The organism is Pseudomonas sp. KCJK9016 (genome assembly GCF_046231795.1).
GTDB classification, from domain to species: Bacteria; Pseudomonadota; Gammaproteobacteria; order Pseudomonadales; family Pseudomonadaceae; genus Aquipseudomonas; species Aquipseudomonas bananamidigenes.
The window spans coordinates 165,449-189,276 of sequence record NZ_JBJJMM010000006.1; the positions used below are offsets into that span (position 1 = coordinate 165,449).

Annotated in this window: 20 protein-coding genes; 8 read left to right on the forward strand and 12 right to left on the reverse strand. The window is 60.0% G+C overall.

Annotated elements, in window-relative coordinates; translation table 11 throughout:
* The first annotated feature begins 67 nt into the window (after positions 1-67).
* Positions 68-724, forward strand: a complete 657-nt coding sequence (locus tag ACK6BI_RS07920) for a thiopurine S-methyltransferase (RefSeq protein ID WP_409316612.1) — start codon at positions 68-70, stop codon at positions 722-724.
* 53 nt (positions 725-777) lie between these two features.
* Here the strand turns inward: ACK6BI_RS07920 and htpX are convergent, their stop codons facing one another.
* The gene (htpX, locus tag ACK6BI_RS07925; protein WP_065257087.1) at positions 778-1,665 is read right to left on the reverse strand and encodes a protease HtpX; all 888 of its coding nucleotides are present in this window, start codon (positions 1,663-1,665) and stop codon (positions 778-780) included.
* A gap of 306 nt (positions 1,666-1,971) precedes the next feature.
* Positions 1,972-3,183, reverse strand: a complete 1,212-nt coding sequence (locus ACK6BI_RS07930; protein ID WP_409316613.1) for a pyridoxal phosphate-dependent aminotransferase — start codon at positions 3,181-3,183, stop codon at positions 1,972-1,974.
* Between the two features lie 225 nt (positions 3,184-3,408).
* Here ACK6BI_RS07930 and msrB point away from each other — a divergent pair, with 225 nt between their 5' ends.
* From msrB to ACK6BI_RS07945, 3 genes are all read left to right on the forward strand, one after another.
* On the forward strand, positions 3,409-3,804 hold the full coding sequence (gene msrB / locus ACK6BI_RS07935; RefSeq protein WP_409316614.1) for a peptide-methionine (R)-S-oxide reductase MsrB: 396 nt from the start codon (positions 3,409-3,411) through the stop codon (positions 3,802-3,804).
* A 102-nt stretch (positions 3,805-3,906) separates the two neighbouring features.
* Positions 3,907-4,392 (forward strand): glutathione peroxidase, encoded by a 486-nt coding sequence (locus ACK6BI_RS07940; RefSeq protein WP_065257085.1) that lies wholly within the window; start codon positions 3,907-3,909, stop codon positions 4,390-4,392.
* Complete coding sequence (locus ACK6BI_RS07945; RefSeq protein ID WP_409316615.1) at positions 4,389-4,850, forward strand: MarR family winged helix-turn-helix transcriptional regulator; 462 nt, start codon at positions 4,389-4,391, stop codon at positions 4,848-4,850. The genes ACK6BI_RS07940 and ACK6BI_RS07945 overlap by 4 nt, the downstream gene beginning before the upstream one ends.
* On the opposite strand, the gene ACK6BI_RS07950 is transcribed toward ACK6BI_RS07945, so the two are convergent.
* The gene (locus tag ACK6BI_RS07950; RefSeq protein ID WP_409316616.1) at positions 4,834-7,155 is read right to left on the reverse strand and encodes a response regulator; all 2,322 of its coding nucleotides are present in this window, start codon (positions 7,153-7,155) and stop codon (positions 4,834-4,836) included. The genes ACK6BI_RS07945 and ACK6BI_RS07950 overlap by 17 nt on opposite strands.
* Before the next feature lie 166 nt (positions 7,156-7,321).
* Here ACK6BI_RS07950 and ACK6BI_RS07955 point away from each other — a divergent pair, with 166 nt between their 5' ends.
* Together ACK6BI_RS07955 and ACK6BI_RS07960 are read left to right on the forward strand one after the other, a co-directional pair.
* On the forward strand, positions 7,322-8,212 hold the full coding sequence (locus tag ACK6BI_RS07955; RefSeq protein ID WP_065257082.1) for an ATP-binding protein: 891 nt from the start codon (positions 7,322-7,324) through the stop codon (positions 8,210-8,212).
* Positions 8,209-8,691: a GAF domain-containing protein gene (locus ACK6BI_RS07960; RefSeq protein ID WP_409316617.1), complete on the forward strand. Its 483-nt coding sequence runs from the start codon at positions 8,209-8,211 to the stop codon at positions 8,689-8,691. Before ACK6BI_RS07955 ends, ACK6BI_RS07960 begins: the two co-directional genes overlap by 4 nt.
* Here ACK6BI_RS07960 and ACK6BI_RS07965 read toward each other — a convergent pair whose 3' ends face one another.
* The 8 genes from ACK6BI_RS07965 to ACK6BI_RS08000 form a co-directional block, all read right to left on the reverse strand.
* Positions 8,692-11,637, reverse strand: coding sequence for an HD domain-containing phosphohydrolase (locus ACK6BI_RS07965; RefSeq protein ID WP_409316618.1), 2,946 nt, complete (start codon positions 11,635-11,637; stop codon positions 8,692-8,694).
* A gap of 48 nt (positions 11,638-11,685) precedes the next feature.
* A complete protein-coding gene (locus ACK6BI_RS07970) occupies positions 11,686-15,342 on the reverse strand; it encodes a transporter substrate-binding domain-containing protein (protein ID WP_409316619.1) in 3,657 nt (1,218 codons plus the stop codon).
* A gap of 8 nt (positions 15,343-15,350) precedes the next feature.
* Entirely contained in the window at positions 15,351-15,977 is a 627-nt protein-coding gene (locus ACK6BI_RS07975) for a response regulator transcription factor (RefSeq protein ID WP_065257078.1), read from the reverse strand.
* A 313-nt stretch (positions 15,978-16,290) separates the two neighbouring features.
* On the reverse strand, positions 16,291-17,619 hold the full coding sequence (locus ACK6BI_RS07980) for a deoxyguanosinetriphosphate triphosphohydrolase (protein ID WP_065257077.1): 1,329 nt from the start codon (positions 17,617-17,619) through the stop codon (positions 16,291-16,293).
* A 68-nt stretch (positions 17,620-17,687) separates the two neighbouring features.
* On the reverse strand, positions 17,688-18,851 hold the full coding sequence (locus ACK6BI_RS07985; RefSeq protein WP_409316620.1) for an EAL domain-containing protein: 1,164 nt from the start codon (positions 18,849-18,851) through the stop codon (positions 17,688-17,690).
* 124 nt (positions 18,852-18,975) lie between these two features.
* Complete coding sequence (locus ACK6BI_RS07990) at positions 18,976-19,314, reverse strand: hypothetical protein (protein WP_409316621.1); 339 nt, start codon at positions 19,312-19,314, stop codon at positions 18,976-18,978.
* On the reverse strand, positions 19,311-19,697 hold the full coding sequence (locus ACK6BI_RS07995; RefSeq protein ID WP_065257074.1) for a phage holin family protein: 387 nt from the start codon (positions 19,695-19,697) through the stop codon (positions 19,311-19,313). Before ACK6BI_RS07995 ends, ACK6BI_RS07990 begins: the two co-directional genes overlap by 4 nt.
* A gap of 2 nt (positions 19,698-19,699) precedes the next feature.
* Positions 19,700-20,014 carry a YqjD family protein gene (locus tag ACK6BI_RS08000; protein ID WP_260520418.1) on the reverse strand — a complete coding sequence of 105 codons (315 nt, stop codon included), beginning with the start codon at positions 20,012-20,014 and terminating at the stop codon, positions 19,700-19,702.
* Positions 20,015-20,331: 317 nt separating this feature from the next.
* Here ACK6BI_RS08000 and ACK6BI_RS08005 point away from each other — a divergent pair, with 317 nt between their 5' ends.
* A complete protein-coding gene (locus ACK6BI_RS08005) occupies positions 20,332-21,540 on the forward strand; it encodes an ammonium transporter (protein ID WP_409316622.1) in 1,209 nt (402 codons plus the stop codon).
* Here ACK6BI_RS08005 and ACK6BI_RS08010 read toward each other — a convergent pair.
* On the reverse strand, positions 21,537-23,249 hold the full coding sequence (locus ACK6BI_RS08010; protein WP_409316623.1) for a cation:proton antiporter: 1,713 nt from the start codon (positions 23,247-23,249) through the stop codon (positions 21,537-21,539). The genes ACK6BI_RS08005 and ACK6BI_RS08010 overlap by 4 nt on opposite strands.
* Positions 23,250-23,450: 201 nt before the next feature.
* Between ACK6BI_RS08010 and ACK6BI_RS08015 the strand changes: the two genes are divergently transcribed.
* Positions 23,451-23,687 (forward strand): glutaredoxin family protein, encoded by a 237-nt coding sequence (locus tag ACK6BI_RS08015; protein WP_409316624.1) that lies wholly within the window; start codon positions 23,451-23,453, stop codon positions 23,685-23,687.
* Positions 23,688-23,828: the final 141 nt, after the last annotated feature.

Genomic DNA, 23,828 nt, shown 5'->3' on the forward strand with positions numbered 1-23,828 from the left:
AGTCAGATCATTGATCTGATTCCAATATAAGTTTTAACGCTTTTTGATCGAGTTTTTTGGAGGAATCATGCAGCCGGAGTTTTGGCACAAGAAATGGGAAACGAACCAGATCGGCTTTCATCAGCCTGAAGTGAATCCATATTTGCAGCGGCATTGGGCCGATCTGGCCATTGCGGCGCAGGCACGGGTTCTGGTGCCGTTGTGCGGAAAAAGCCTGGATCTGTTGTGGCTGGCCGGTCAGGGGCATCGGGTTCTCGGTGTCGAGTTGTCCGAAAAGGCCGTCGAGGATTTCTTCCGCGAGCAGGCATTACAGCCGCAAATCAGCGAGGAGGGCGGGTTCAGGATCTATCGGGCCGGAAGTATCGAGTTGTGGTGCGGGGATTTCTTTGCCTTGTCCGCGAGCGACGTGGCTGATTGCACGGCGCTGTATGACCGCGCTGCACTGATCGCCCTGCCGTGGCCGATGCGCGAGCGTTATGCGACACATTTGCTCGAAATCCTGCCGGCGGGCCTGCGTGGTTTGCTGATCACGCTGGATTACGATCAGGCACAGATGCCCGGTCCGCCATTTGCAGTGACTGATGTCGAAGTACAGCGGCTTTTTGGTAATGATTGGGCGGTGCAGGCGCTGGAAGAACAGGACGTGTTGAGCGAAAGCGGGAAGTTCCTGCAAGCGGGCGTCACGCGGTTGCAGGAGCGGGTGTATCGGCTGGCCGGTCGGTAACAGGCATGAAAAAGGCCCGCATTTCTGCGGGCCTTCTGTTTTTGCCGGGCTGATCAGCCGCGACGACGCAGGGCGTCGATACGCTCTTCCAGCGGCGGGTGGCTCATGAACATGCGGGCGAACCCTTGTTTGATGCCACCGTTGATGCCGAAGGCATTCAGGGTGTCAGGCATGTGCACCGGCAGGCCCTGTTCGGCACGCAGGCGTTGCAGGGCGCCGATCATCGCGCTGGTACCGGCCAGACGGGCGCCGGCGTCGTCGGCACGGAATTCCCGTTTGCGCGAGAACCACATTACGATCGCGCTGGCCAGGATGCCCAGAACCAGTTCGGCGAAGATGGTCGCGATGTAGTACGCGATACCCTGGCCTTCCTCGTTCTTGAAGATCACCTTGTCAACGAAGTTGCCGATGATCCGTGCAAAGAACATCACGAAGGTGTTCACCACGCCCTGGATCAGTGCCAGGGTGACCATGTCGCCGTTGGCGACGTGGCCGATTTCGTGGGCCAGCACGGCTTTCACTTCGTCCGGAGAGAAACGCTCCAGCAGGCCCTGGCTGACAGCGACCAGTGCATCGTTCTTGTTCCAGCCCGTGGCGAAAGCGTTCGCTTCGTAGGCCGGGAAAATCCCGACTTCGGGCATCTTGATCCCGGCTTCCCGGGACAGTTGCTCGACGGTTTGCAGCAGCCATTGTTCGTGGCGGGTGCGCGGCTGGGTGATGATCTGGGTGCCGGTGCTCATCTTCGCCATCCACTTGGAGATGAACAATGAGAACAGCGAACCGGCGAAACCAAAGACTGCACAGAAAACCAGCAGCTGATTGAGGTTGAGGTCAACCCCGTTGGCCGCCATGAACCCGTTGAAGCCGAACAGGCTCAGGGTGATGCTGGCTATCAGCACGACCGCCAGGTTAGTGGCCAAAAACAGCAGGATGCGCATCATGGTTGTAGAAATCTCCTCGAGCTAAAGATGTAGCGTACTGCGGGGTATATAAGGTGCGGCACCGGGCGATTCAACCGGGTGACTATTTCAAACTGTGTCCTACGCTGAATTCTGCAGTGCGTGGGACATTTCCCATCCTCGCGCCGATATGGACGACAGCCGTGCGCCACCCACGGCCAGTACGTCAGACTCGCGTGATGGGTGGTACGAGTCGACAGTGTAGAAGGCATACGCAAGGTGGCGGGGCAGAAGTGTTGCTGAATCAGACAGTGCGCAACGCAAGGCGCGTTGCGCGCTGATGTCCGGCTACTGGCGGTAGGTCTTGAGGAAGTTGCCGATGCGCCCGATGGCCATGTCCAGATCATCGACACGGGGCAGGGTCACGACACGGAAGTGATCCGGCCATGGCCAGTTGAAGGCCGTGCCCTGAACCACCAGGAGTTTCTCGGACAGCAACAGGTCGAGGACGAATTTTTCGTCGTTGTGAATCGGGCAGACTTTCGGGTCGATTTTGGGGAAGGCGTACAGCGCGCCCATAGGCTTTACGCAGCTCACGCCTGGGATGTCATTGAGCAACTCCCAGGTGCGGTTGCGCTGTTCCAGCAGGCGCCCTTGCGGCAGCACCAGATCATTGATGCTCTGATAGCCGCCGAGTGCGGTCTGAATGGCGTGCTGGCTCGGCACGTTGGCACACAGGCGCATGTTGGCCAGCATGTCGATACCTTCGATGTAGCTGTGGGCATTGTGCTTGGGCCCGGAGATGGCGATCCAGCCGGAGCGGAAACCCGCTACGCGATACGACTTCGACAGGCCGTTGAAGGTCAGGCACAGCAGGTCCGGGGCCAGCGATGCCGTGCAGATATGCACGGCATCGTCGTAAAGGATCTTGTCGTAGATCTCGTCGGAGAACACCACCAGGTTGTGCTGACGGGCCAGTTCCAGCATGCCCAGCAACACTTCCTTCGAATAGACGGCGCCGGTCGGGTTGTTCGGGTTGATGATCACCATGGCCTTGGTGTTCGGGGTGATCTTGGCTTTCATGTCGGCCAGATCCGGGAACCAGCCGGCGCCTTCGTCGCACAGGTAATGCACGGCATTGCCGCCGGCCAGGCTGACGGCAGCGGTCCACAGCGGATAGTCAGGCGCCGGCACCAGCACTTCGTCGCCATTGTTGAGCAAGGCCTGCAGCGACATCACGATCAGTTCGGACACGCCGTTGCCCAGGTAGATGTCTTCGATGCCGACACCTTCGACCTGCTTCTGCTGGTAGTACTGCATCACCGCCTTGCGCGCGCTGAACAGGCCTTTGGAGTCGCTGTAGCCCTGTGCGGTCGGCAGGTTGCGGATCACATCCTGGAGAATTTCGTCAGGCGCTTCGAAACCAAAGGGCGCCGGGTTGCCAATGTTCAGCTTGAGGATGCGGTGGCCTTCCTCTTCCAGGCGTTTGGCGTGCTTGAGCACCGGGCCGCGAATGTCGTAGCAGACGTTGGCGAGCTTGTTCGATTTGCTGAACTGCATGGTGATGTGATCCCGAAAATGAACGATCCAGACGGCGGGTGGACAACCGTGCTGGGAATCCTGCGTCTTCACACAGGCAGGCCTCTTGAGCGGCGGTTTCCGACAATCCGTTTGAATGCGCCGGATCCCGCTGCCAGACTGGCGTATGACGAGGCGCAATCATACGTGCCGCCCGATCCGTGGAAAAGGTACAGATCGGGCTTTTTCAGCCGCTGAGGTGTGATGATGGAAAAGATAGAAAAGACCCTGGAAGAATGGCGCGCGATGCTCGATCCGGAGCAGTACAACGTGTGCCGTCTCAGTGCTACCGAACGACCGTTCTCGGGCAAGTACAACGCCACGAAGACGGACGGCGTCTATCACTGCGTCTGCTGCAACGCGCCGCTGTTCGACTCCTCGACCAAATTCGACTCCGGTTGCGGCTGGCCGAGCTTTTATGCACCGATCGGTGAAAGTGCCATGACCGAAATCCGTGACACCAGCCACGGCATGATCCGCACCGAAGTGAAATGCGCCCGTTGCGATGCGCATCTCGGTCACGTATTCCCCGACGGGCCGCCACCAACCGGCCTGCGTTACTGCATCAACTCGGTGTGCCTGGACTTGGTACCGCGCGAATAACCGAATGCAGGCGATCCACGGATCGCCTTTCGGATAATTAAATTGCACGCAATTAAATTGCTCGCTACCTTTGCAGCTTCTCAACTTTCCGGAGTGCGCACCATGAGCGATAACCTGCTGGACATCCCGTGCACCACCATCAAGGGCGAGCAAAAGACCCTCGCCGATTTCGCCGGCAAGGCGGTGCTCGTGGTCAACACCGCCAGCAAGTGTGGTTTCACTCCGCAGTACAAGGGGCTCGAAGCCTTGTGGCAGACCTACAAGGATCAAGGTCTGGTAGTGCTGGGCTTTCCGTGCAATCAGTTCGGCAAGCAGGAGCCCGGCAACGAGGGCGCAATCAGCGAATTCTGCGAGCTCAATTACGGCGTCAGCTTCCCGTTGTTCAAGAAGATTGAAGTCAACGGCAACGGTGCGCATCCGCTGTTTGTGCAATTGAAGAAACGTGCGCCGGGCGTTCTGGGCTCCCAGGGCATCAAGTGGAACTTCACCAAATTCCTGATCGGAAAGGATGGCCAGGTGGTCAAGCGCTTCGCCCCGGCCACCAAGCCGCAGGACCTGAGCCGCGAGATCGAAGCCCTGCTCAAATGAACACGCTGTCCGCCGATGCCCTGAAGCTCGACAGTCAGTTGTGTTTCAAGCTGTACGCCGCGTCCCGGGCGGTGATCCGTGCCTACAGGCCGATGCTCGATCAGCTCGGTCTGACGTATCCGCAGTACCTGGCGATGCTGGTGCTGTGGGAATGGCAGGAGGCCGCGCCGGAACAACCGACGGTCAAGGCGTTGGGCGAGCGTCTGGCGCTGGATTCCGGGACGCTCACGCCGCTGCTCAAGCGTCTGGAGCAACTGCAACTGGTACAACGCCGGCGTTCGGCGCGGGACGAGCGTGAGGTCCATCTGAGCCTCACTTCCCAGGGGCAGGCGTTGCGCGCGCAGGTCGGGCCTTTGAAGGACCGGTTGTTGTGTGACAGCGGTGTCGAACTGGATCGGCTCAATGAACTGCGCGCAGGGCTCGATCATCTGTTGGGCCAGATCAGAGCGCTGTCGTAGTCGGGATCCATTGATCCAGCAACGCCGCCAGTTCTTCGCGGCGAAAGGGTTTGGCCAGGTAGTCGCTCATGCCCGCCGCCCGGCAGCGTTCGCGTTCCTCGGACATGGCGTTGGCAGTCAGCGCCACGATCGGCAGATGCGGCCAGCGACCGCTCTGGCGGATCTGCCGGCTCGCTTCGTAGCCATCCATCACCGGCATGTTGCAGTCCATCAATACCAGATCGAATTCGTGGTGTTCCAGTTGATCCAGCGCTTCTGCGCCATGGGCTGCCACGATGACCTCACACCCGAGTTTGCCGAGCATGCCCTTGGCCACCAGTTGGTTGACCGGATTGTCCTCCACCAGCAGCACCCGTCCGCGGCGTTGCGAGGGGACGTTTTCGAGCCGTGCGCGATCGATCGTGACGATGTCCGGTTGCAGGGTCCGGCGCAGATTCTGGTAAAGGGCATTGCGTGCCAGCGGGCGCGCCTGCTGTTGCAGCGGGGCGAGAGCGGCGGCCTCTTCGCCGGGCAGGAAGCTGCCGTAGGCCGTCACCAGCAGGATCGGGGCGCTCATGGTCGGGCGCAGGCCGAACAGGCATTCGGGGCAGTCGGTGACGATGATGTCCGGCGTCAGGCCCAGCAATGAGTCGTCGATCGTGCGCTGTTCATAGGTCAGGCCCCAGACCGGCAGCAGGTTTTTCAGCAGCTCCGAGAGACCGCTGGCGGCAGTGGTAATGGCGAGCACCTTGCCATGCAGCGGTGCCGGAATGACTGCGCGGGTGTGGCAGGGCAATGGCAGTTCGGCGCAGAACTGGCTGCCGAATCCGACTTCAGAGCTGATCGTCAGGCGCCCCTGCATGGCTTCGCAAAGATTGTAGGTCAACGCCAGGCCCAGCCCGGTGCCGCCGTACTGCCGGGTAATGCCGGCCCCGGCCTGGGTGAAGGGCTGGAAGATTCTCACCTGGGCTTCCTGGGCGATGCCGATGCCGGTGTCACACACCTCGATACGCACGCCATCCTTCCAAGTCGACAATCGGACATCGACCCGGCCGAAACGGGTGAACTTCAGGGCGTTGGACAGCAGGTTGCTGACGATCTGCCGGACCCGGGTCGGGTCGCCGAGTACCAGCGCCGGGAAGTGCGGATCGATCAGGCAGGTCAGTTCGACGCTTGGCGCGGCATTCTGCGACAGCAGGTTGGCGGTGTCTTCGATGAGCGAGCCGAGGTCGAACGGGATGTGCTCGAGCTCCAGTTGTCCGGCATCGAATTTCGATAGATCAAGAATATCGTTGAGCAATTCCACCAGTACCTTGCCCGAGTCGTGGGCGATGGACAGTTGCTGTTGCTGTTCAGCATTGAGCGGACCGTCCAGGGACAGCGCGATCATGCCCAGCAGGCCGTTGAGCGGGGTGCGGATCTCATGGCTCATGTTGGCCAGAAAAGCCGAGCGCGCCTCGGCCATGTCCAGCGCCGTACTGCGGGCCACTTCCAGTTCTTCGTTGGACTGGCTGAGGCGGGCATTGATTGCCTTGAGTTCGGCGGTGCGTGCTGAAACGATATCTTCCAGTTGTGCGAGGTATTCGGTGAGTCGGTTTTCTGCGTTGCGCCGTTGCCGGATTTCCGTGGCGATATTTTCGAACTGCTGATTGGCGACCTTCACCAGCACGCCGATCTCGTCGTTGGCATGGCCGGTCGGACACTCCAGGGTGGTCGGTTCGGCACTGCGCGGATCGCGCCCGCTGAGCTCACGGATCACCCGCACCAGCGGCTTGGTCAGCATCACATAGAACAACGCCAGCAGGATGCCGGTCAGGATCAAACTGCGGGCAAAGCCATTGAGCAAGGTGACTTCGGCCCGGCGCAGAAAACGGCTGCCGAAGGCATAGGTGTCCACTTCCAGGCTCAGGGTGCCGAGAGACTCGTTGGGCAAATGATCGAGATAGAGCCGGTCCTCGAACTCGCGCTTGGCCCCGAACAGGAAGTCGCTCAGTACCCGGTAACCACTTTGCAGCTCCGGACGCTTGACGCTGGCCAGCACCGTCTGGTTGTTGTCGGTCAATTGCGCGGAAATGATTGCCGGCGAACGCAGCAAACCCAGCGTAAGCTCCTGGGCCAGTTCCGCGTCGATGTTGTAGGCAATGCGCGAGGCCGGATTGTGACTGATTTCCAGCAGGGAAAGGATTTCACGGTTGATGGAGGCGTCTTCGCTGGCATAATCGATGCCGATTTGCAGCAGACTGAGCAGTGTGCCCAGAATGAACCCGACCAGCACGGTAAGCCTGGCTTGCTTGTAAGACAGCCGGTGGGTGAATTTGATATCCATGGGGTGTTGAACCACTTACGTTTCCCTTCGCTGCTCAAGCATAGTCGATCATGCATGGATACCGGAGTTCCCGCATAGCCTTGTAACAAGGGCCGGGACGGGTGTCGAACGCTATCGTCCATCGCTGTTTTGTCATCATCACTGTCAACCCGCCCGAGGAGAAGACGTGGATTCCCGATTGAATGCTTTTCTTGAGCGCGCAGAGTCGGTTCTGGCGCGGATCGAACCGTTGCTGCCGGCGCCACGCCCGCTCATCGACTGGGGTACTTGCCTGGCTGCTCGCTGGCAGCGTGACGGGCGCAGCGGTTATCTGCTGCCGCTTGAAGTCAGTCTGGACATGCGTCTGTCGGATTTGATTGGTGTCGATCGGCAACTGGAGCAACTGGGCCGAAATACCCAACAGTTCCTCGACGGCATGCCAGCCAACCATGCCCTGCTCTGGGGCTCGCGCGGGACCGGTAAATCCTCGCTGGTGCGGGCGCTGCTGGCCGAGCACGCCAAGGCCGGCCTGCGCCTGATCGAGATCGAGCGCGATCATCTGGCTGATCTGCCGCGGGTGGTGGAGCAGGTTGCCAAACTGCCACAGCGTTTCGTGCTGTTTTGCGATGATCTGTCGTTCGAGTCCGGCGAAGGCGATTACCGGGTGCTGAAAAGCGTGCTGGATGGCTCGCTGGAACAGGCGCCGGACAACGTGTTGCTGTATGCGACTTCCAACCGTCGTCACTTGGTGCCGGAAAAGGAAAGCGATAACGAAAACTGGAAGCGCGTCGATGGCGAGCTGCATCCAAGCGAGGCGGTGGAAGACAAGATTGCCCTGTCGGATCGCTTCGGCCTGTGGCTGTCGTTCTACCCGTTTACCCAGGAACACTTCCTCAACGTTGTCGAACACTGGATCGGCCAGTTGGCCTCCAGGGCCGGGCTGAGCTGGCAGCGCGACGAACAACTGGACATTCAAGCCGTACGCTGGGCCACCGGCCGCGGCAACCGCAACGGACGTTGCGCGTACCAATTCGCCCGTTACTGGGTGGGACTGAAATTGCTGGAGCACAAGGCATGATTGATTTGCAACAAAGCGGCCAAGGGCTGGAAGGCTATGGGATGCTGGCCGCGCAACTGGAGTCGCTGCTGGCGGACGAGCGCGATTTCATTGCCAACGCCGCACAGTTTTCGGCGTTCCTGTTCAATCAGCTCGACGACCTGAACTGGGCCGGTTTCTACCTCAATCGCAATGAAGAGCTGGTGCTGGGCCCGTTCCAGGGCCAGATCGCCTGCGTACGCATTCCGTTCGGTCGCGGCGTGTGTGGTGCGGCGGCGGCCAGTCTGCAGACCCAACGAGTCGAAGACGTTCACGCGTTCCCCGGTCACATCGCCTGTGACAGCGCATCGAACAGCGAACTGGTGGTGCCGCTGGTCAAGGACGGTCGTCTGATTGGCGTACTCGACCTCGACAGTCCGAAGCTTGCCCGCTTCGGCATTGAAGACCAGGCCGGTATCGAGCGACTGGCGGCGATCTTCCTGCGCCTGACCGACTGCTGATCACGCCGCCAGCCCCGCCTTGCGCAACACGCCGGCGGGGTCTACCGCATCGACCTGCTGCGGATCGAGGAAGCGGCCGGCATATTGCAGGTAAACGCCTTCGCGGATGAACAGGCCGAACAGCTCGGCGTCGATATGCGCCTCGCGGCACATGGTGGCCATGATTGCCAGTGCTTCGCTGAGCGTCTTGGCCTTTTTGTACGGGCGGTCGGCGGCAGTCAAGGCTTCAAAGATATCGGCGATCGCCATCATTCGCGCAGGCAGGCTCATTTCCTCGCGTTTCAAACGTTTCGGGTATCCGGTGCCGTCCATTTTTTCATGGTGGCCGCCGGCAATTTCCGCCACGTTGTTCAGGTGTCCGGGGAAGGGCAGATGACTGAGCATCAGGATCGTCTGCACCATGTGATGATTGATGATGTAGCGTTCTTCGCGGGTCAGGGTGCCGCGGGAAATGCTCAGGTTGTAAAGTTCGCCGCGATTGTATTTGTAACGCGGGACGTCGAGTTTGAATCCCCACGGATTGTCTTCCGGGATCAGCTCGCCGTCGCTGCGTTCGAGCAAGTGCTCGGGCTTGTCCGCCAGCAGTTTTTCGCTGACCGGCAAGGTCGGTGCCGGCGTGCGCGCCTGACGCCGGTTTTCTTCCCAGGACACACCCAGGCGATCATCCAGGGTGCGCGTCCAGGTGCGCTGCGCGATACCCTCGAGACGCTGCAGGTCGGTATCGGCCATGGCTTCGCTGCCCAGGTTGCAGCGGGCGACAAAGCCGAAGTCATCATCCAGAGCCGTCAGTGTCGTGTCTCGCAATCCGGCCAGTTGTCGTTCGTCGCCACCCGACGCCAGCGCCTGCCAGTAACTGATCCAGACGTCGCGCTTGAGCACTTCGAACCGGGTGCGGATTTCATGGATGCGGTCGTTCAGGGTTTCCAGTTTGGTGGCTTTGTCGACGACGTATTCCGGGGTCGTGACCTTGCCGCAGTCGTGCAGCCACGCGGCGATGTGCAAGGCTTCCCATTCGTCCTCACCGGGCTGGTAATCGCTGAAGGCCGGCGCCTCGCTGGCTGCGGCGGCACGAGCGAGCATCAGGGTCAGTTCCGGCACGCGCTGGCAGTGTCCACCGGTGTAAGGACTCTTGGCATCGATCGCACCGGCCAGCAGTTGAATGAACGCATCCAGCAGTTGTTTCTGCCGGGCCTGCAGGCGCTGACTTTCGATACTCACTGTCGCGGCGCCGGACACGGCCTGCAGGAATGCGATGCGGTCCGGGCGCAGTTTTTCCTGGTCGGCAACCGTGCCGCTGTCGTTGATCAGCAGCAACAGCAGGCCGACCGTCTCGTTGTGTCGATTGTGCAGGCGCAGGCCGATCAGATGAACCCTGGGCGTGGCCATGGCCAGCAGGACTTTTTGCAGATCGGCTGCCTGTTCGAAGCCCAGACCGGTCACCGTGTTGTCGGCCTGTACCAGTTGCCCGAACCATTCGGGGCTTTGTGTGGCATCAAGGTCGTAGCCTTGAACATCGAACTCGGACAGCGTCCGGGAAACGCCATTGATCACCAGACCATAAGGTTCCATGCGCTTGCCATCGCTTTCGCGCAGATAAATCAGGCCTGCCTGGGCCTGGGCGATCTGCACTGTTTCGAACAGCACCCTTTGCAGCAGCGGGGCAAAGCGTGTTTCGGCAGTCAGACTGTCAGTGATGCGAAAGAAACTGGCCAGGGTGTCTTTCATGCGCGCCATCGACAGGCTCAACTGATCGACCTCCAGCACCGGCGAGCGCCGTGCGACAGGGAAGTTGAAGTCGAAACTGCGGATCGCATCGGCCTCCCTGACCAGTGCGTGCAACGGCTTGACCAGAATCCGTGAAATCAGCCAGCCCAGCGGCAGACACAGCAACAACGCAGCGAGCGTGATCAACGCCCCTTGCCAGCGCATGCGATAGGCATCGACCAGTAACTCGTCCTCCGGCACCAGCAAGGCCATCTGCAGGCCTTTGGGTCCACCTTCCTGCAAGTGGCTGCGGGCGAAGATCCAGCGTCGTCCGTCGGCGTTCAGTCGATTGCCCGGGTGTTCGCCGGTCAACAGGGCATGCAGGCTCGGGCTAAGGTCTGCCGCCCGCGCCAGTCGCGCACTCTGGTCATCGACGATCAACCGGCGGCTGTCAGGGTATGCCACGGCGTTGCCATCGGCATCGTAGAGGACGATTTCGGTGGCCGGTGTCACCACATGCTTGATCAGGGTCGCCGACAGCGCGTCGAGGGTCAGGTCGGCGGCGATGACTGCGTGTACACCGCTGCGCCGGGCAAGGGTGGTACCGACATTGTGCGTGGAAAAAAATACGTAGGGCTCGGTGGTGACTTGCTCGTCCTGCTGCTGCGCGAGTTTGTACCAGGCCCGGCTACGTGGGTCGTAGGCGTCGTCCTGATTGTCGGTACGACCGATCGCTGTCAGTTCACGATCGAAGAACAGTGATTGCGAGCGGACCTTGCCGCTGGTGTCGTGTTCGATGCTCCAGACCTGATAGGTCGCCGTATCCGGGGCTTTGAGAACAGTCTTCAGTAGCGCGGTGCGCAATGGGCGCACCATGAAGAAATCACCGTTGTCGTACCCCAGATACAGCGAAGCCAGGTCGGGATTGTCCGCCAGCGACTGGCTGAACGGCTTGAGCAGCGCCAGGCGCTGTTCCAATGTGGTGGCCCGGGTTCCCGCCGTGTCCGCGAGCAGGCTGAGCAAGTGCCGGATCGGTACGTAGGTCGATTGCAGATCGACACGCACATCCTGTTCGATGCGCTCAAACAGTTTTTCGCCGCTCGACAGGATGATCTGCGTGGTCTGCCGGTAGTTGAACAACCCCAATACAACACCGGTGAGCAACAGCAGAAAGGTGAACATGACGCTGATGTGCACATGCAAGGGAAACCGGCGTTGTTCCGGGCGCAGTGGGCTGGGCATTGCGGACTCTCCGTGTTGATAAACACACTGCTCAGCGCTCAAGCATAGTTAAGGCCCGCTCACTCTGCTCTGTCCGGACTGCATCTGTTGTTGCTCAAGTGCTCTCTCCAGTGCCTTCTCCAGTTCGAGGATGGCGTCATGGCCGGCTTCGCACCGGCGCTCGATCTCGCACTGCGGCAATGCCTGCAGACAAGCCTGTTCAAGTGCATCACAACTGTCGATCAGGCGTGCGGCTTGAGCGATGCGTGCGGCGCCTTTGATCCGGTGCGCAATCTCGGCCAGCGCCTGGGGGTCACCTCTTCGGGACAGGGTCTGCAGGTCCTGGCGATCCTTCCGACTGCTGTTGAGCAACTCGCTCAGCAGTCGCCGCACCTGTGCCGGATTTCCACCCGTCAGCGATTGCATTCCCTGCAAGTTGAACGGCGGGGCACGAAACAGGGGGCGTACGTTGTCGACCCATTGGCTCAGGACGCTCAGACTCAAAGGTTTGAACAGGCATTCGTTCATGCCGGCCTGCTTGCAGCGAAGGATCTCTTCGGGCTGGGCATTGGCCGTAAACCCGAGTACCACGCAGGCCGGCCGCTGCGTGAGCCTTTCGTGGCGGCGGATCGCCCGGGTCAGCTCATATCCGTTCATGACGGGCATGTTGCAGTCGGCGATGACCAGGTCGAACGTGCTGCCTTTCCATTGTTCCAACGCGCTGCGTCCCTCTTCGGCGATGCTGTATCGATGACCGAGATACTCCAGTTGCTGACACATCAGCAGTCGGTTGGCCGGATGATCGTCGACGACCAGCACGTTCAGAGGGGTGAGGGTGGTCTGGATCTGCGGCTCCTGTTTCGGGCCGGTCACTTGTGCGGGCAGGGTCGCCAGGGGCAACGACACACTGACTTGGGTGCCGACCCCCGGCTGGCTGCTCAATTGCAGTTCTCCCCCCATCATTTCGCAAAGATTTCGGCTGATGACAAGACCCAGCCCGGCACCGCCGATTGCCCGGCACTTGCCATGGCGGGCCTGGGCGAAAGGTTCGAACAGACGCCGTTGATCCTCAGCCGTGATACCGATGCCGCTGTCCTGTACGGTCAATTTCACCCGGGAGCAATCGGGGCGATCGCCGGCCAGCAGTTCCAGCGAGATCTGCACCTGGCCATGCTCGGTGAACTTGATGGCATTGCTGATCAGGTTCGACAGTACCTGCTTGAAGCGCAGAGGATCCAGATGCACGTCGACGTCCAGTCCGGGAGGGGAGACATTCAGCATCAGGTCCAGATGTTTCTGGCGGGCCAGACCTTCAAATATCCTCATTACCGAGCCGACGGTCGCGACGAGATTGACGCGCTGGGGGCTCAGACTCAGCCGTCCGGATTCGATCCGAGCGATATCCAGGATGTCACCGATCAATCCCAGCAGATCCTTGGCCGAGTTGTAGGCGGTTTCGATGCTGGCGCGATCCGGGTGCATTTTGTCCATGCGTTTGAGGGACAACTCCAGCATGCCGATCACCGCATTCATCGGTGTACGGATTTCGTGGCTCATGGTCGCCAGAAACGTACTCTTGGCCCGGTTGGCATCATCGGCCCGCTCCTTGGCGGTGCGAAGTTCATCGAACAGTTCATGGCGCTCGCTGATGTCGATCCAGCCGCCGATGATGCCCTGAACGTCACCGCTGGAGTCACGATACGGCAGGATCCAGTGATAGATCGTCAGGCGCCGGTCGCCGATGTGCAGTGGCCGGTCGAGCACAAGCGGCTTGCCCTCGGTCACGACTCGCTGGTAATCGGCCTGGAAAACCCTGGCTTCGAATGCGTTGTTGAGGGCTCCATCCATGACGCTTTTACCGATGACGTCTTCGCGCCGGACATTGAAGGTTTCCAGATAGCTGTCGTTGCAACTTTGCAACAGTCCCTGCCGATCACGCACATAGATTGGATGCGGCGTGCCATTGAGCAGCGAGCGCATGAATTCCAGCTGGTCGCTCAGGGCACGTTCGGCTGATTTGCGCTGCCTGATCTGGCGGCGCATGTAGGCATTCCAGAACAGTGACAGCAGCAGAAGCAGGCCGGCACCACCTAGGACTTGATAGAAGAGGCGCCGATATTGGTACCAGGCTCCCTGGGAATGACTCGAATAGCCACGCCAGCGACCATTGATGATACCCAGCTCCTCGGGCGTGATGCTCATCAGCGTCTTGTCGATGATCGAACTCAGTTCCGGGTTGTCTCGCGCTGTTGCCAGAGAAAACGCTGCCTGGCGGGTACCGATGGTGGTTGTGATCTGCAGCGGCTGTTCGAAAATGTGTGAGGCGATGAAATAGTTGGCGATCACCAGCGAATTCACGGCCCCGTCGACCTGACCTTCGTCGAGCAAGGTCACCGCGCTGAAGGTGTCCGGCGTTTCAATCAACTGGATGTAGGGAAACTCGCGGCGCAGATACTCGATCATCGGGTTGCCCTGGGCAATGGCCAGGCGCTTGCGCTTGAGTTGTCCGAGGTGCGTCGGGCTGTCGGCAGCCTTGCGCGTCAACAGGACGTAGGAGTTTTCAAGATAGGGGCGACTGAACCTGAGTGTTTCCTCTCTGCGGGGTGTCGGCAGCAGAGCGGCAATCAGGTCGACCTGTCGGTTTTCGATTTGCTTGATCATCTCGGCGTCACTGCGGCTGCGGCGTACGTCGAAGCGCAGACCGGTGCGCAGGCGTATGAGTTCGAGCAGGTCGGCGCTGATGCCGCGAAAGTTGCCATCGGTATCGAAGAATGTCAGGGGAGCGAAGGCCTCGTTGACCACCACGCTGACCACCGGGTGTTTTTTCAGCCATTGTTCTTCGCGGTGGGTCAGTTGCAGTTTCTGATCGGTCAGCAAGGTGTCGCTGCCGGCACTCCAGCGTTTGGCGATATTCTCCCGTTCGCTCGCCGGGACGGCCTTGAGCACGTTATCGATGATGCCCAGCAATTGCGGGTTGTCACGACGCACAGCGAAACTGAAACCGTGCGCTTCGTGCTTGCCGAAATTGGCCATGCGGATGTTGTTCAGGTAGCCCTTGCTGATCATGTAGTGGGTGGAAATGGTATCGCCGAGAAACACGTCCGCCTGATCGAACGCCACTGCATTGATTGCGTTCTGGTAGGACGGGTAGGCGGTGACGAGTGCCTTGGGGTACAGGGTCTTGATCTCGTCCAGCGGCAGGTAGTGATACAGCATGCTCAGACGCAAGCCGGCCAGGCCTTCGCTCAGTGAACGAGTTTCGCCTTCGCGGGTCACCAGTACGGGTTGATCGATGGCGTAGGGGCTGGACAGGACAAGACTGAGGTTCTCCGCTTCCAGCCCGTTGGATGTCCCGAGCATGTCGATGCTGCCGTCGATCAAGGCCGCAATGGCGGCTTCTCGGGTAGAAAACCGCTTTACCTTGATCGGCAGGGCGGTTGCCTGACCGATGATTCCCGCGTAATCCGCGGTGAAACCTTCGTAATCACGACCGCTGGAGGTCATGTCGAATGGCGGATAGTCGGGAGCGGAGGTGCCCAGAATGAGTTCGTTGCGACTGTGCAGCCAGTCCCGTTGCGAAGGTTCGAGCAGGACCGGCAGTGATCTGCCGGACGAACGGCCGAGCAGGGTCAAGTCTTGTGGGGAGGCGGGCGTGGCTGTTACTGAAGCACTTAACCCCAGGCATGTACTCGCAATAATCAGACACTTCTTTAAATGGCTGGACATGTTGGCTCTCACACGAGTGCGTTACGTTTGGCCATTTCGATAAGTTCTACAAGGGATTTGGCCTTGAGTTTCTGCATCAGGCGTTTTTTATAAGTGCTGACGGTCTTGTTGCTGAGAAACATGCCCTTGGCAATTTCCTTGTTTGTCCGGCCTTGGGCAAACAGTTGCAATACCATCAATTCCCTGTCGTTTACTGACTTGAAAAGTTCCAGTTCCACGTAGCGAATATCATCATTGCGAACAGGATTCAGCGCCTGGCTGGGAAAGTAGTTGTAACCGGAAAGAACAGCTTTGATTGCGCTTACGAGTTCACTCAGGTCCTCCTGTTTGCACACATAGCCCGATGCACCGGACTGCATGCAGCGAATGCCGAACAGTGTGGGGCACTGTGCGGTCAGGACCAGCGTTTTGAAGGGAGAACTCATGGCGTTGAAGCGGGCCAGAACTTCCAGCCCGTCCAGTTTCGGAATACTGATGTCGAGAATGATCAGGTCGGGAGCGCATTCACGGACCATTTGCATGGCATCGACGCCATTATCGGTTTCCCCGACGACTTTATAACCTTCATGTTCCAGAAGCATTCGAACGGCAAGACGAATAACGGGATGATCGTCGACGATAAAAACGGAGTTCATATAAAGTCCCATGCGAGCGCGATTAAAGGGCGCACCTTAGCTCAGTTGGATGAGCGGTCGCATGAACCCACAGGGTCTCAGCAGCAATCTAGGATTGTTCCTACAAGTAAAGAGGAATGAGACTACGCAATAACTAGTTTTGGCGTAGGTAGAGAGACTGGGTGTCTTCTTCGGAATTCCTGCTGGAAATCTGTATATGGCTGAAAAGTCGGCTTGTTTAATGTTTGTCGTCCATTCATGGACTGTTGTTTCGGATATTGACTGCGATCCCTGACCCGACCGATCAATGGCTGATCGGTCGGGCGAGCGGGTCTCAATGGCTGGAGCGCCCGGTCATTTCCAGCGCCATGTCACTGGCGTAGCTGTCGGTCATGCCGGCGATGAAGTCGATCATACGAAGGAACGAGGTGTGCAGCGGGCCATGCGGGTCCGGCGCATTGTTGCCCAGCAAGTCGAGGATCCTGCGGCTCTTGAAGGACGGCGTGCGGCCATTGTGTTGTTCCAGGGCTGCGCCGCAAAACGCATTGAGCAGAATTTCCAGGGTCGTGTAAGCGCCGATTTCATGCAGCGTCTTGCGTTTGTCCTGAAAGATTTTCTTGCGGGCGATGTCCTTGGCATTCAGCACGCAACGTTTGGCCGGACCATGCATGTGCTCCACGAGGTCACCATGAAGTGTCCCGGCCAGCAACGCGTCCTGTTGTTCGACGAAGGCACGGGCAGCGGCGTTGGTCAGGTGTTCGATGGCCTTGCCCCGCAGGATCGCCAGCTTGCGCCGGCGCGAATCCTGCGGTCCCAACTGCCGATAGGTTTCCGGCAAGTCGTCGCCGACCAGGCCAAGCAGCAATGACTCGACCTCGGCATAGTCCAGCAGATCCATTTCCAGCCCGTCTTCCAGATCGATCAGCGCGTAGCAGATGTCATCTGCGGCCTCCATCAGATACACCAGCGGATGACGTGCCCAGCGCTGTTCCTCGAGTTGCGGCAGGCCCAGCTTGTGGGCGATCTGCTCCAGCAATGGCAACTCGCTCTGGTAGCAGCCGAACTTGTGTTTCTTGTAGCCCAGGGAGTCGGCATGACGCGCGGTCCATGGGTACTTGAGGTACGTGCCGAGGGTCGCATAGGTCAAGCGGGTGCCACCGTCGAACTGGTGATATTCCAGCTGCGTGAGAACCCGGAAACCCTGGGCATTGCCTTCGAAGTTCAGGAAGTCACCGCGTTCGGCGTCACTCATCGCATCCAGCCAGCCACGCCCGGCGGCCTGCTGGAACCAGTGGCGGATGGCGTCTTCGCCGGAATGGCCGAAGGGTGGGTTACCAATGTCATGGGCCAGACAGGCGGACTGCACGACCATGCCCAGGTCGCTCGGCTCACACCACTCGGGCAGGGCGCGACGCAGGGTTTCACCGACGCGCATGCCGAGCGAGCGTCCGACGCAACTGACTTCCAGCGAGTGGGTCAGGCGCGTGTGGATATGGTCATTGCTCGAGACGGGATGCACCTGGGTTTTGCGGCCCAGGCGGCGGAAGGCGCCGGAGAAAATGATGCGGTCGTGGTCTTTGTGAAACGGGCTGCGGCCGAGTTCCTGCGGGCTGTGCAGCGGCTTGCCGAGACGTTCGCGGTTGAGCAGGGTTTGCCAATCCAAGGCTGATTCTCTCCGTCGGGTGACTGGTGTCCTAGCTTCCCGGTTCGAGAGGGCGTCTGCAAGTGCAACTACAGCCCGGCGGCGTCGATGTCGATCAACAACAGGCGTTCACCGTTGTCGAAGAACTGTCCGGCAGTCAGGCAATACTGGTTGGTGGTGGCATCGCGATACGTGTTGGAAAGCATCAGTCGTCGTTCTTCCCAGCCTTCGGCCAGCAAGTGGTAGAAGTAAGGACGCCACGACCAGTTGTGGCCCAGGTAGCGGTTATCGGCAACCCAGCCAATCTGGCGCCATTCCAGGTTCGGTGTCAGTTGGGTGCCTTGACGATCGCACTGGTAAAAACGCAGCAGCCACGGAAAGGCATCCAGTTGCGGCAAGGCACTGAGCGGGGCGCGGGTCTGAGCCCAGTTCTGCAGGATCGTCATCAGCTCAGCGAGTTGTTGGCGCATCGACATCAGCTTGCCACGCTCGGCGAGCTTCTGCTTCACATAGGCCTGGCGCAGTTCAGCGAAGCGCGGGACGAAAGCGTCCGCTGCAAAGAAAGCCTGCTGCGCGCGGGCGAACAGAAACCCCTGTACATAACGTGAGCCTACCTCCAGAGCGAAATTCAGTTGGGCCTCGGTTTCCACCCCTTCGGCAATGATCCGGCAACCGGTTTTTTCCGCCATCTGCGCCAGCGCCTTGACCACATCGCTGCTGGGCCCGCCGAGGGCGGCGGCCTGAAACAGGCGCATGTCGAGTTTGAGGATGTCCGGTTGCAGAGCCAGCACGCGATCGAGCTGTGAGTACCCGGCGCCGAAATCGTCTATGGCGATTCGAGCCCCGGCATCGCGGTAGCGTGCCACGACTTCAGACAAGCGCTGGCTGTTGCCGCCCAGTTCGGTGATTTCGAAGACAATCCGCTGTGGGTCGACGCCATGCCGGGCGAGTTGCCTGAGACTTGGCAGCGCCTGGTCGGGGCGCAAACGGCTGATCCAGCGCGGTGACATGTTCAGGCTGAGAAACCAGTCCGGTGGTGCGTCGTGAAACCTGCTCAGCGCATTGTCCCGAATCTGCCGGTCGAGGCGGCGCAGTGCGGTAGCGGGCGTTCTTGGATCGGCGAACAACGGGCCGACCGATGTCAGTTGCCCTTGCGCCTGGCGCAGGCGACCCAGAGCCTCGACACCTGCAATGCGTCCGGTGGCGGTATCGATGAAAGGCTGAAAGCAGGCGAGCGGTTGCCCGTCGATCACGGGGCCTCCTTGGTCATTGTTGTTCTGGTCGGGTCCCGCCAGCCGTACAGGCGAGCGGAACCGAATCTCCTGATGAAGAGATTCGATCCCGCGTGCAGTGCAAGAATGCAGCCAGGTGTGAGACTCAGCGCTTGCCGGAGTTCTGCATGACCAGTCTGATCAGCGGTGCGAGGCTGGTACCCAGGCGGATCAACCGACTCAGGCCGCCGATACCACCACTTTTGGCGCCCTTGCCGGTGAGAAAGCCCAGCAACGTCACCGCCGCCACGCCCCACAACGGCGCGTGCTTGATGCCGAAACCGTCTTGCAGGTTCTGCTTCATGCCACGCATGCGTTGCAAGGGCTCCATCAGTTGCCCGGTTTCGTGGCGGATTTCCTGACGATGCATTTCCATGCGCAAACGGATCAGGGCCTTGCGCATTTCCTGGCGCGAGCTGTTGCGCGGAAGTTCAGGCAGGCTCATGGCAACAGGCGCTCCCGGTCGTTGGCCAGTTCTTCCAGGGTGCCGTGGAAGGGCGAGGATTCATCGAAGATTGCAGCCTTCAAGCGCAGCCCGCAGAAGATCGCCGCCAGGGTGTAGAACACGCACAGGCCGATGATCGCGGCGAGACGATAGGTGTCCCAGAACACAATCAGGACCAATGTCGACAGGCCGACCAGCAACAGCAGCGCGAACACCAGCGCCAGGCCGGCAAACAGTAACAGGCTGACAGTGCGCGCCTTTTGCTCTTGCAGTTCGATACCGAACAGCTCGACATGACTGTGCAAAAGACCGAGGACGGCTGCGCCCAGGCGCCGTGTGGAAGAGGCAGTGCCCGCAGTCGGGCCGGATTCACCGATCGACATGATCAGCGCCGCGTGGCCAGCAGGCCAAGCAGAAAGCCTACCCCGGCGGCGATGCCCACCGATTGCCACGGATTGGCCGATACGTAATCTTCAGTGGCATTGACTGCAGCCTGCCCGCGCTGGCGCAGAGTGTCTTCGGTCAACTTCAGGGTTTCCCGTGCGCGCAGCAGGCTTTCATGGATCTGTTCGCGCAACTCGTCAGCCTGATCGCCGGCCAGCGTGGCGGTATGTTCCAGCAACCGTTCGGTGTCGCTGACCAGGGTCTGGAAGTCGTTCATCAGGATTTCTTGAGCAGTCTTTGCCTTGATGCTGGCCATTGGGGATCTCCGTAAGTGGCGGTCTGAAGCGGCTTCTGAAACTTTCGAGTATGAGCCTTGCGTGAAGGTTCAGTACAAATGATTGGTACATCTTTTGCTGTGTCGTGGTGCGTCGTCTGGCCATGGTGCGCTATTGCCGGGCGCGAAACCGGGAAATCATAGCCCGGATGACACGGGTTCAGCTCAGGACATCTACCTCGTGCGCCAAAGCGGTTCACCCGCCCCATGGGTTGGTGATCTGCGTGGTCGCAACTTGGTGCGTGAAATGTCCGCATGAACCGCTTTGGTGCCTTTTTCAGCCTTGGGTCTGCCTCTTCATGGAAAATCTGCAAAGCGCTGTGGATACGCTCGTTCATGGTTCCAACACGTTATTCATTCTGATCGGTGCGGTCATGGTGCTGGCCATGCACGCCGGTTTCGCCTTTCTGGAAGTAGGAACGGTTCGCCAGAAAAACCAGGTCAACGCTCTGTCGAAGATCCTCAGCGACTTCGCGGTGTCGACGCTGGCCTATTTCTTTATAGGCTACTGGATCTCGTACGGGGTGACGTTTCTGCAACCGGCGACCGTGCTCAGTGCCGATCATGGTTACGCACTGGTGAAGTTTTTCTTCCTGCTGACCTTTGCGGCAGCGATTCCGGCGATCATTTCCGGCGGCATCGCCGAACGGGCCCGGTTCGTTCCGCAGCTGTGCGCAACGGCGCTGATCGTGGCGTTCATCTATCCGTTTTTCGAGGGCCTGATCTGGAACGGCAACCATGGGCTGCAAGCCTGGCTGGCCGCGCGATTCGGCGCATCGTTCCATGATTTCGCCGGCTCCGTGGTGGTTCACGCCATGGGCGGCTGGCTGGCGCTGGCGGCGGTATTGTTGCTGGGGCCGCGCAACGGTCGCTATCGTGATGGCCGGCTGGTGGCGTTCGCGCCGTCGAGCATTCCGTTTCTGGCGTTGGGATCGTGGATCCTGATCGTCGGCTGGTTCGGCTTCAACGTGATGAGCGCGCAGACCCTTCAAGGCGTCAGTGGCCTGGTGGCGGTCAATTCGTTGATGGCGATGGTGGGCGGAACGGTGGCGGCACTGATCGTCGGGCGCAACGACCCGGGCTTTCTGCACAATGGCCCGTTGGCCGGTCTGGTGGCGGTCTGTGCGGGGTCCGACCTGATGCACCCGGTGGGCGCGCTGGTGACGGGTGCGATTGCCGGCGCCCTGTTTGTCTGGTGCTTCACGGCGGCTCAGGTCAAATGGCGGATCGACGATGTGCTGGGGGTCTGGCCGCTGCACGGATTATGTGGCGTATGGGGCGGCATCGCCTGCGGGATCTTCGGCTCGACCGCATTGGGCGGGCTCGGCGGCGTCAGCCTGATCAGTCAGTTGATCGGCACGGCGTTGGGCGTTGTGGTGGCGCTGGTCGGTGGCTTCGCCGTCTATGGCTCGATCAAGGCACTGCATGGCCTGCGCCTGAGCCAGGAGCAGGAGTACTACGGTGCGGATCTGTCGTTGCACAAGATCGGCGCGGTGAGTCAAGACTAGGCCTCCTCATCGTCGGCACCCGGGTAAAGGCCGTGCAGCAGGCGGTAGCGGTCGATGCGCACCCGATCGACTTTCTCCTGCACCTGGTGCGCCGGCAGGCCGAGGAGAATCAGGGCATGGGCGGCGAGCATCAAGCTTGACTCCAGCAATTCAGGCACCACTTCGCTGGCGCCGGCGGCTTTCAGTTCGGACCACTGGCTGTCGTCGCGGGTGCGCACCAGAATCGGCACTTTCGGGTTGAGTCGCCGGGCCTCCTTGAGCACTCGCAACGCCACATCGCTTTTATCCACGGCAATCACCAGCAGCCTTGCACGCAGCAAACCGACCGCAATCAGGAGGTCGGCGCGTGCAGAGTCGCCGTAATGCACCTCGCGTTCGACGGTGGCTGCCTCCTGAATACGTACGGGGTCGTTGTCCAGGGCGATGTAAGGTTGCCCGGCATTGCGCATGAAGCGCCCGATCGACTGACCGACACGACCGTAGCCGCAGATCACCACATGCTGATCGAGTCCGGCATTGAGGGCGCTGATCTGCTCGATCTGTGCTTCCTGGTTGGGTTTGCGATGCAGGGCGGCGGCGATGCGAGGGGCAGCGCGCAACATCAGCGGTGTCAGCAGCATTGAGCAGAACGTCGCCGCGAGGAGCAGGGCGCCGAGATCGGCGGGCATCAAGTTATTCTGCTGCATCTGCGCCATCAGGGCGAAACAGAACTCGCCACCCTGCGCCAGGGCCAGGCCGCTGCGCCAGGCGGTTTCATCGTCGCTGCCACGCCATTTCACCAGCAGTGCCACCACTGAGCCTTTGATCGCCAGCAGGCCCAGGGTCATGACGAGAATCGGAAGGCTGTGACTGGCGAACAGTTGCAGGTCAATGAGCATGCCGATGCTGACAAAGAACAGGCCGAGCAGGATGTCGCGGAACGGCCGGATATCGGCTTCGATCTGATGTCGATAATGACTTTCTCCCAGCAACATGCCGGCGAGGAACGCACCGAGGGCAGGGGACAGTCCCAGCAGGTGCGTCAGCCATGCCGTGAGCAATACGATCACCAGCGCCAACAGCACGAACAGCTCGGCCGAACGCGACGCTGCCACTTCCTGGAAAAGGCGCGGCAACAGCCAGCGACTGGCCAGCAGCAAGCCGATGAAAAGCACGACTGTCTTGAGCAGTGTCAGCGGCAACGCCCAATACCAGGCCTGATCGCTGCTGCCGGCGAAGACGGGCACCAGTGTCAGTAACAACACGGCTACCACATCCTGAAACAACAGGACCCCGACCGCATTCTGGCCATGGCTGCTGAAGATTTCGCCAAGGCTGCCCAGTTCCTTGGTGACGATCGCCGTGGATGAAAGTGAAAGGCCCGCGCCAAGCAGCAGCGCCGGGGTGAGAGGCATGCCCAGCAGCGTCAGCGCACTTCCCAGCAGGCCAGCGCTGATCAGTACTTGCTGGCTGCCCAGGCGAAACACTACCTGGCGAAGCGCAATCATTTTCGACAGGGAGAATTCCAGTCCCAGGGAAAACAGCAGAAACACCACGCCCAATTCGGCCAGGTCCGGCAGATGCTCACTCTCGTTGATCCAGTCGAAGGCCTTCGGGCCAACCATCAGTCCTACGCACAAATAGCCCAGCACTGGCGGCAGGCGCAGGCGTCGGAACAGGGCAATCACTACCAGGGAAGAGGCGAGGATAATCAGCAGATTGGCAAACACAGAACACTCCGGCGATGGGGCGGGCTCTTCAAGCGTAGAGGCAAAAAACACAGGAGCATGGCGTAATTCACCCTGGCGGGAGCTGATTCATGTCAGGTTTTCTATCAGGGAAACCGGGTTCTCGGCTCGAGTACGCTGGCGGCTCGACGGGTTTGCGGGTCGGGCCTAGAATGACCCATCAAATGTCTGGATCGAGCGCACATGCTTCCTGAATGCCAGCTGTTCGGCACCCTGGGGTGTCACCTGTGTGAAGTGGCCGAAGCCGAGTTGATGCCCTTTGTCGAGCATGGCCTGCTGGTGGAGCTGGTGGACATCGCTGACGATGAATCCTGGTACGAGGCTTACAGTCTGCGGATTCCGGTCTTGCGGCGAACCGATACCGGTGCGGAGCTCGGATGGCCATTCAGCGCCGATCAGGTGGTGTCATTTCTTCGCTGATTTTTCCTGCGCCCATTCATCGCGGCGATCATTCCATTCCTTGGCGCTCGCCGGATTATTCGGTTACTGTATGTGCATACAGTAATTGGGTGATCCTGACATGCCTGGCGCTATTTGGATAATGCGCAGGGCAGCCAGGAC

What these genes read in the sequence shown, in the direction of transcription:
- ACK6BI_RS07920 (WP_409316612.1), top strand. Translation starts at nt 68, where the DNA reads ATGCAGCCGGAGTTTTGGCACAAGAAATGGGAAACGAACCAGATCGGC.
- ACK6BI_RS07965 (WP_409316618.1), bottom strand. Translation starts at nt 11,637, where the DNA reads ATGCCCAGCCCACTGCGCCCGGAACAACGCCGGTTTCCCTTGCATGTG.
- ACK6BI_RS08000 (WP_260520418.1), bottom strand. Translation starts at nt 20,014, where the DNA reads ATGGCCAGCATCAAGGCAAAGACTGCTCAAGAAATCCTGATGAACGAC.
- ACK6BI_RS07945 (WP_409316615.1), top strand. Translation starts at nt 4,389, where the DNA reads ATGAACACGCTGTCCGCCGATGCCCTGAAGCTCGACAGTCAGTTGTGT.
- htpX (WP_065257087.1), bottom strand. Translation starts at nt 1,665, where the DNA reads ATGATGCGCATCCTGCTGTTTTTGGCCACTAACCTGGCGGTCGTGCTG.
- ACK6BI_RS07995 (WP_065257074.1), bottom strand. Translation starts at nt 19,697, where the DNA reads ATGTCGATCGGTGAATCCGGCCCGACTGCGGGCACTGCCTCTTCCACA.
- ACK6BI_RS07975 (WP_065257078.1), bottom strand. Translation starts at nt 15,977, where the DNA reads ATGAACTCCGTTTTTATCGTCGACGATCATCCCGTTATTCGTCTTGCC.
- msrB (WP_409316614.1), top strand. Translation starts at nt 3,409, where the DNA reads ATGGAAAAGATAGAAAAGACCCTGGAAGAATGGCGCGCGATGCTCGAT.
- ACK6BI_RS07950 (WP_409316616.1), bottom strand. Translation starts at nt 7,155, where the DNA reads ATGGATATCAAATTCACCCACCGGCTGTCTTACAAGCAAGCCAGGCTT.
- ACK6BI_RS08015 (WP_409316624.1), top strand. Translation starts at nt 23,451, where the DNA reads ATGCTTCCTGAATGCCAGCTGTTCGGCACCCTGGGGTGTCACCTGTGT.
- ACK6BI_RS07960 (WP_409316617.1), top strand. Translation starts at nt 8,209, where the DNA reads ATGATTGATTTGCAACAAAGCGGCCAAGGGCTGGAAGGCTATGGGATG.
- ACK6BI_RS08005 (WP_409316622.1), top strand. Translation starts at nt 20,332, where the DNA reads ATGGAAAATCTGCAAAGCGCTGTGGATACGCTCGTTCATGGTTCCAAC.
- ACK6BI_RS07930 (WP_409316613.1), bottom strand. Translation starts at nt 3,183, where the DNA reads ATGCAGTTCAGCAAATCGAACAAGCTCGCCAACGTCTGCTACGACATT.
- ACK6BI_RS07970 (WP_409316619.1), bottom strand. Translation starts at nt 15,342, where the DNA reads ATGTCCAGCCATTTAAAGAAGTGTCTGATTATTGCGAGTACATGCCTG.
- ACK6BI_RS07940 (WP_065257085.1), top strand. Translation starts at nt 3,907, where the DNA reads ATGAGCGATAACCTGCTGGACATCCCGTGCACCACCATCAAGGGCGAG.
- ACK6BI_RS07990 (WP_409316621.1), bottom strand. Translation starts at nt 19,314, where the DNA reads ATGAGCCTGCCTGAACTTCCGCGCAACAGCTCGCGCCAGGAAATGCGC.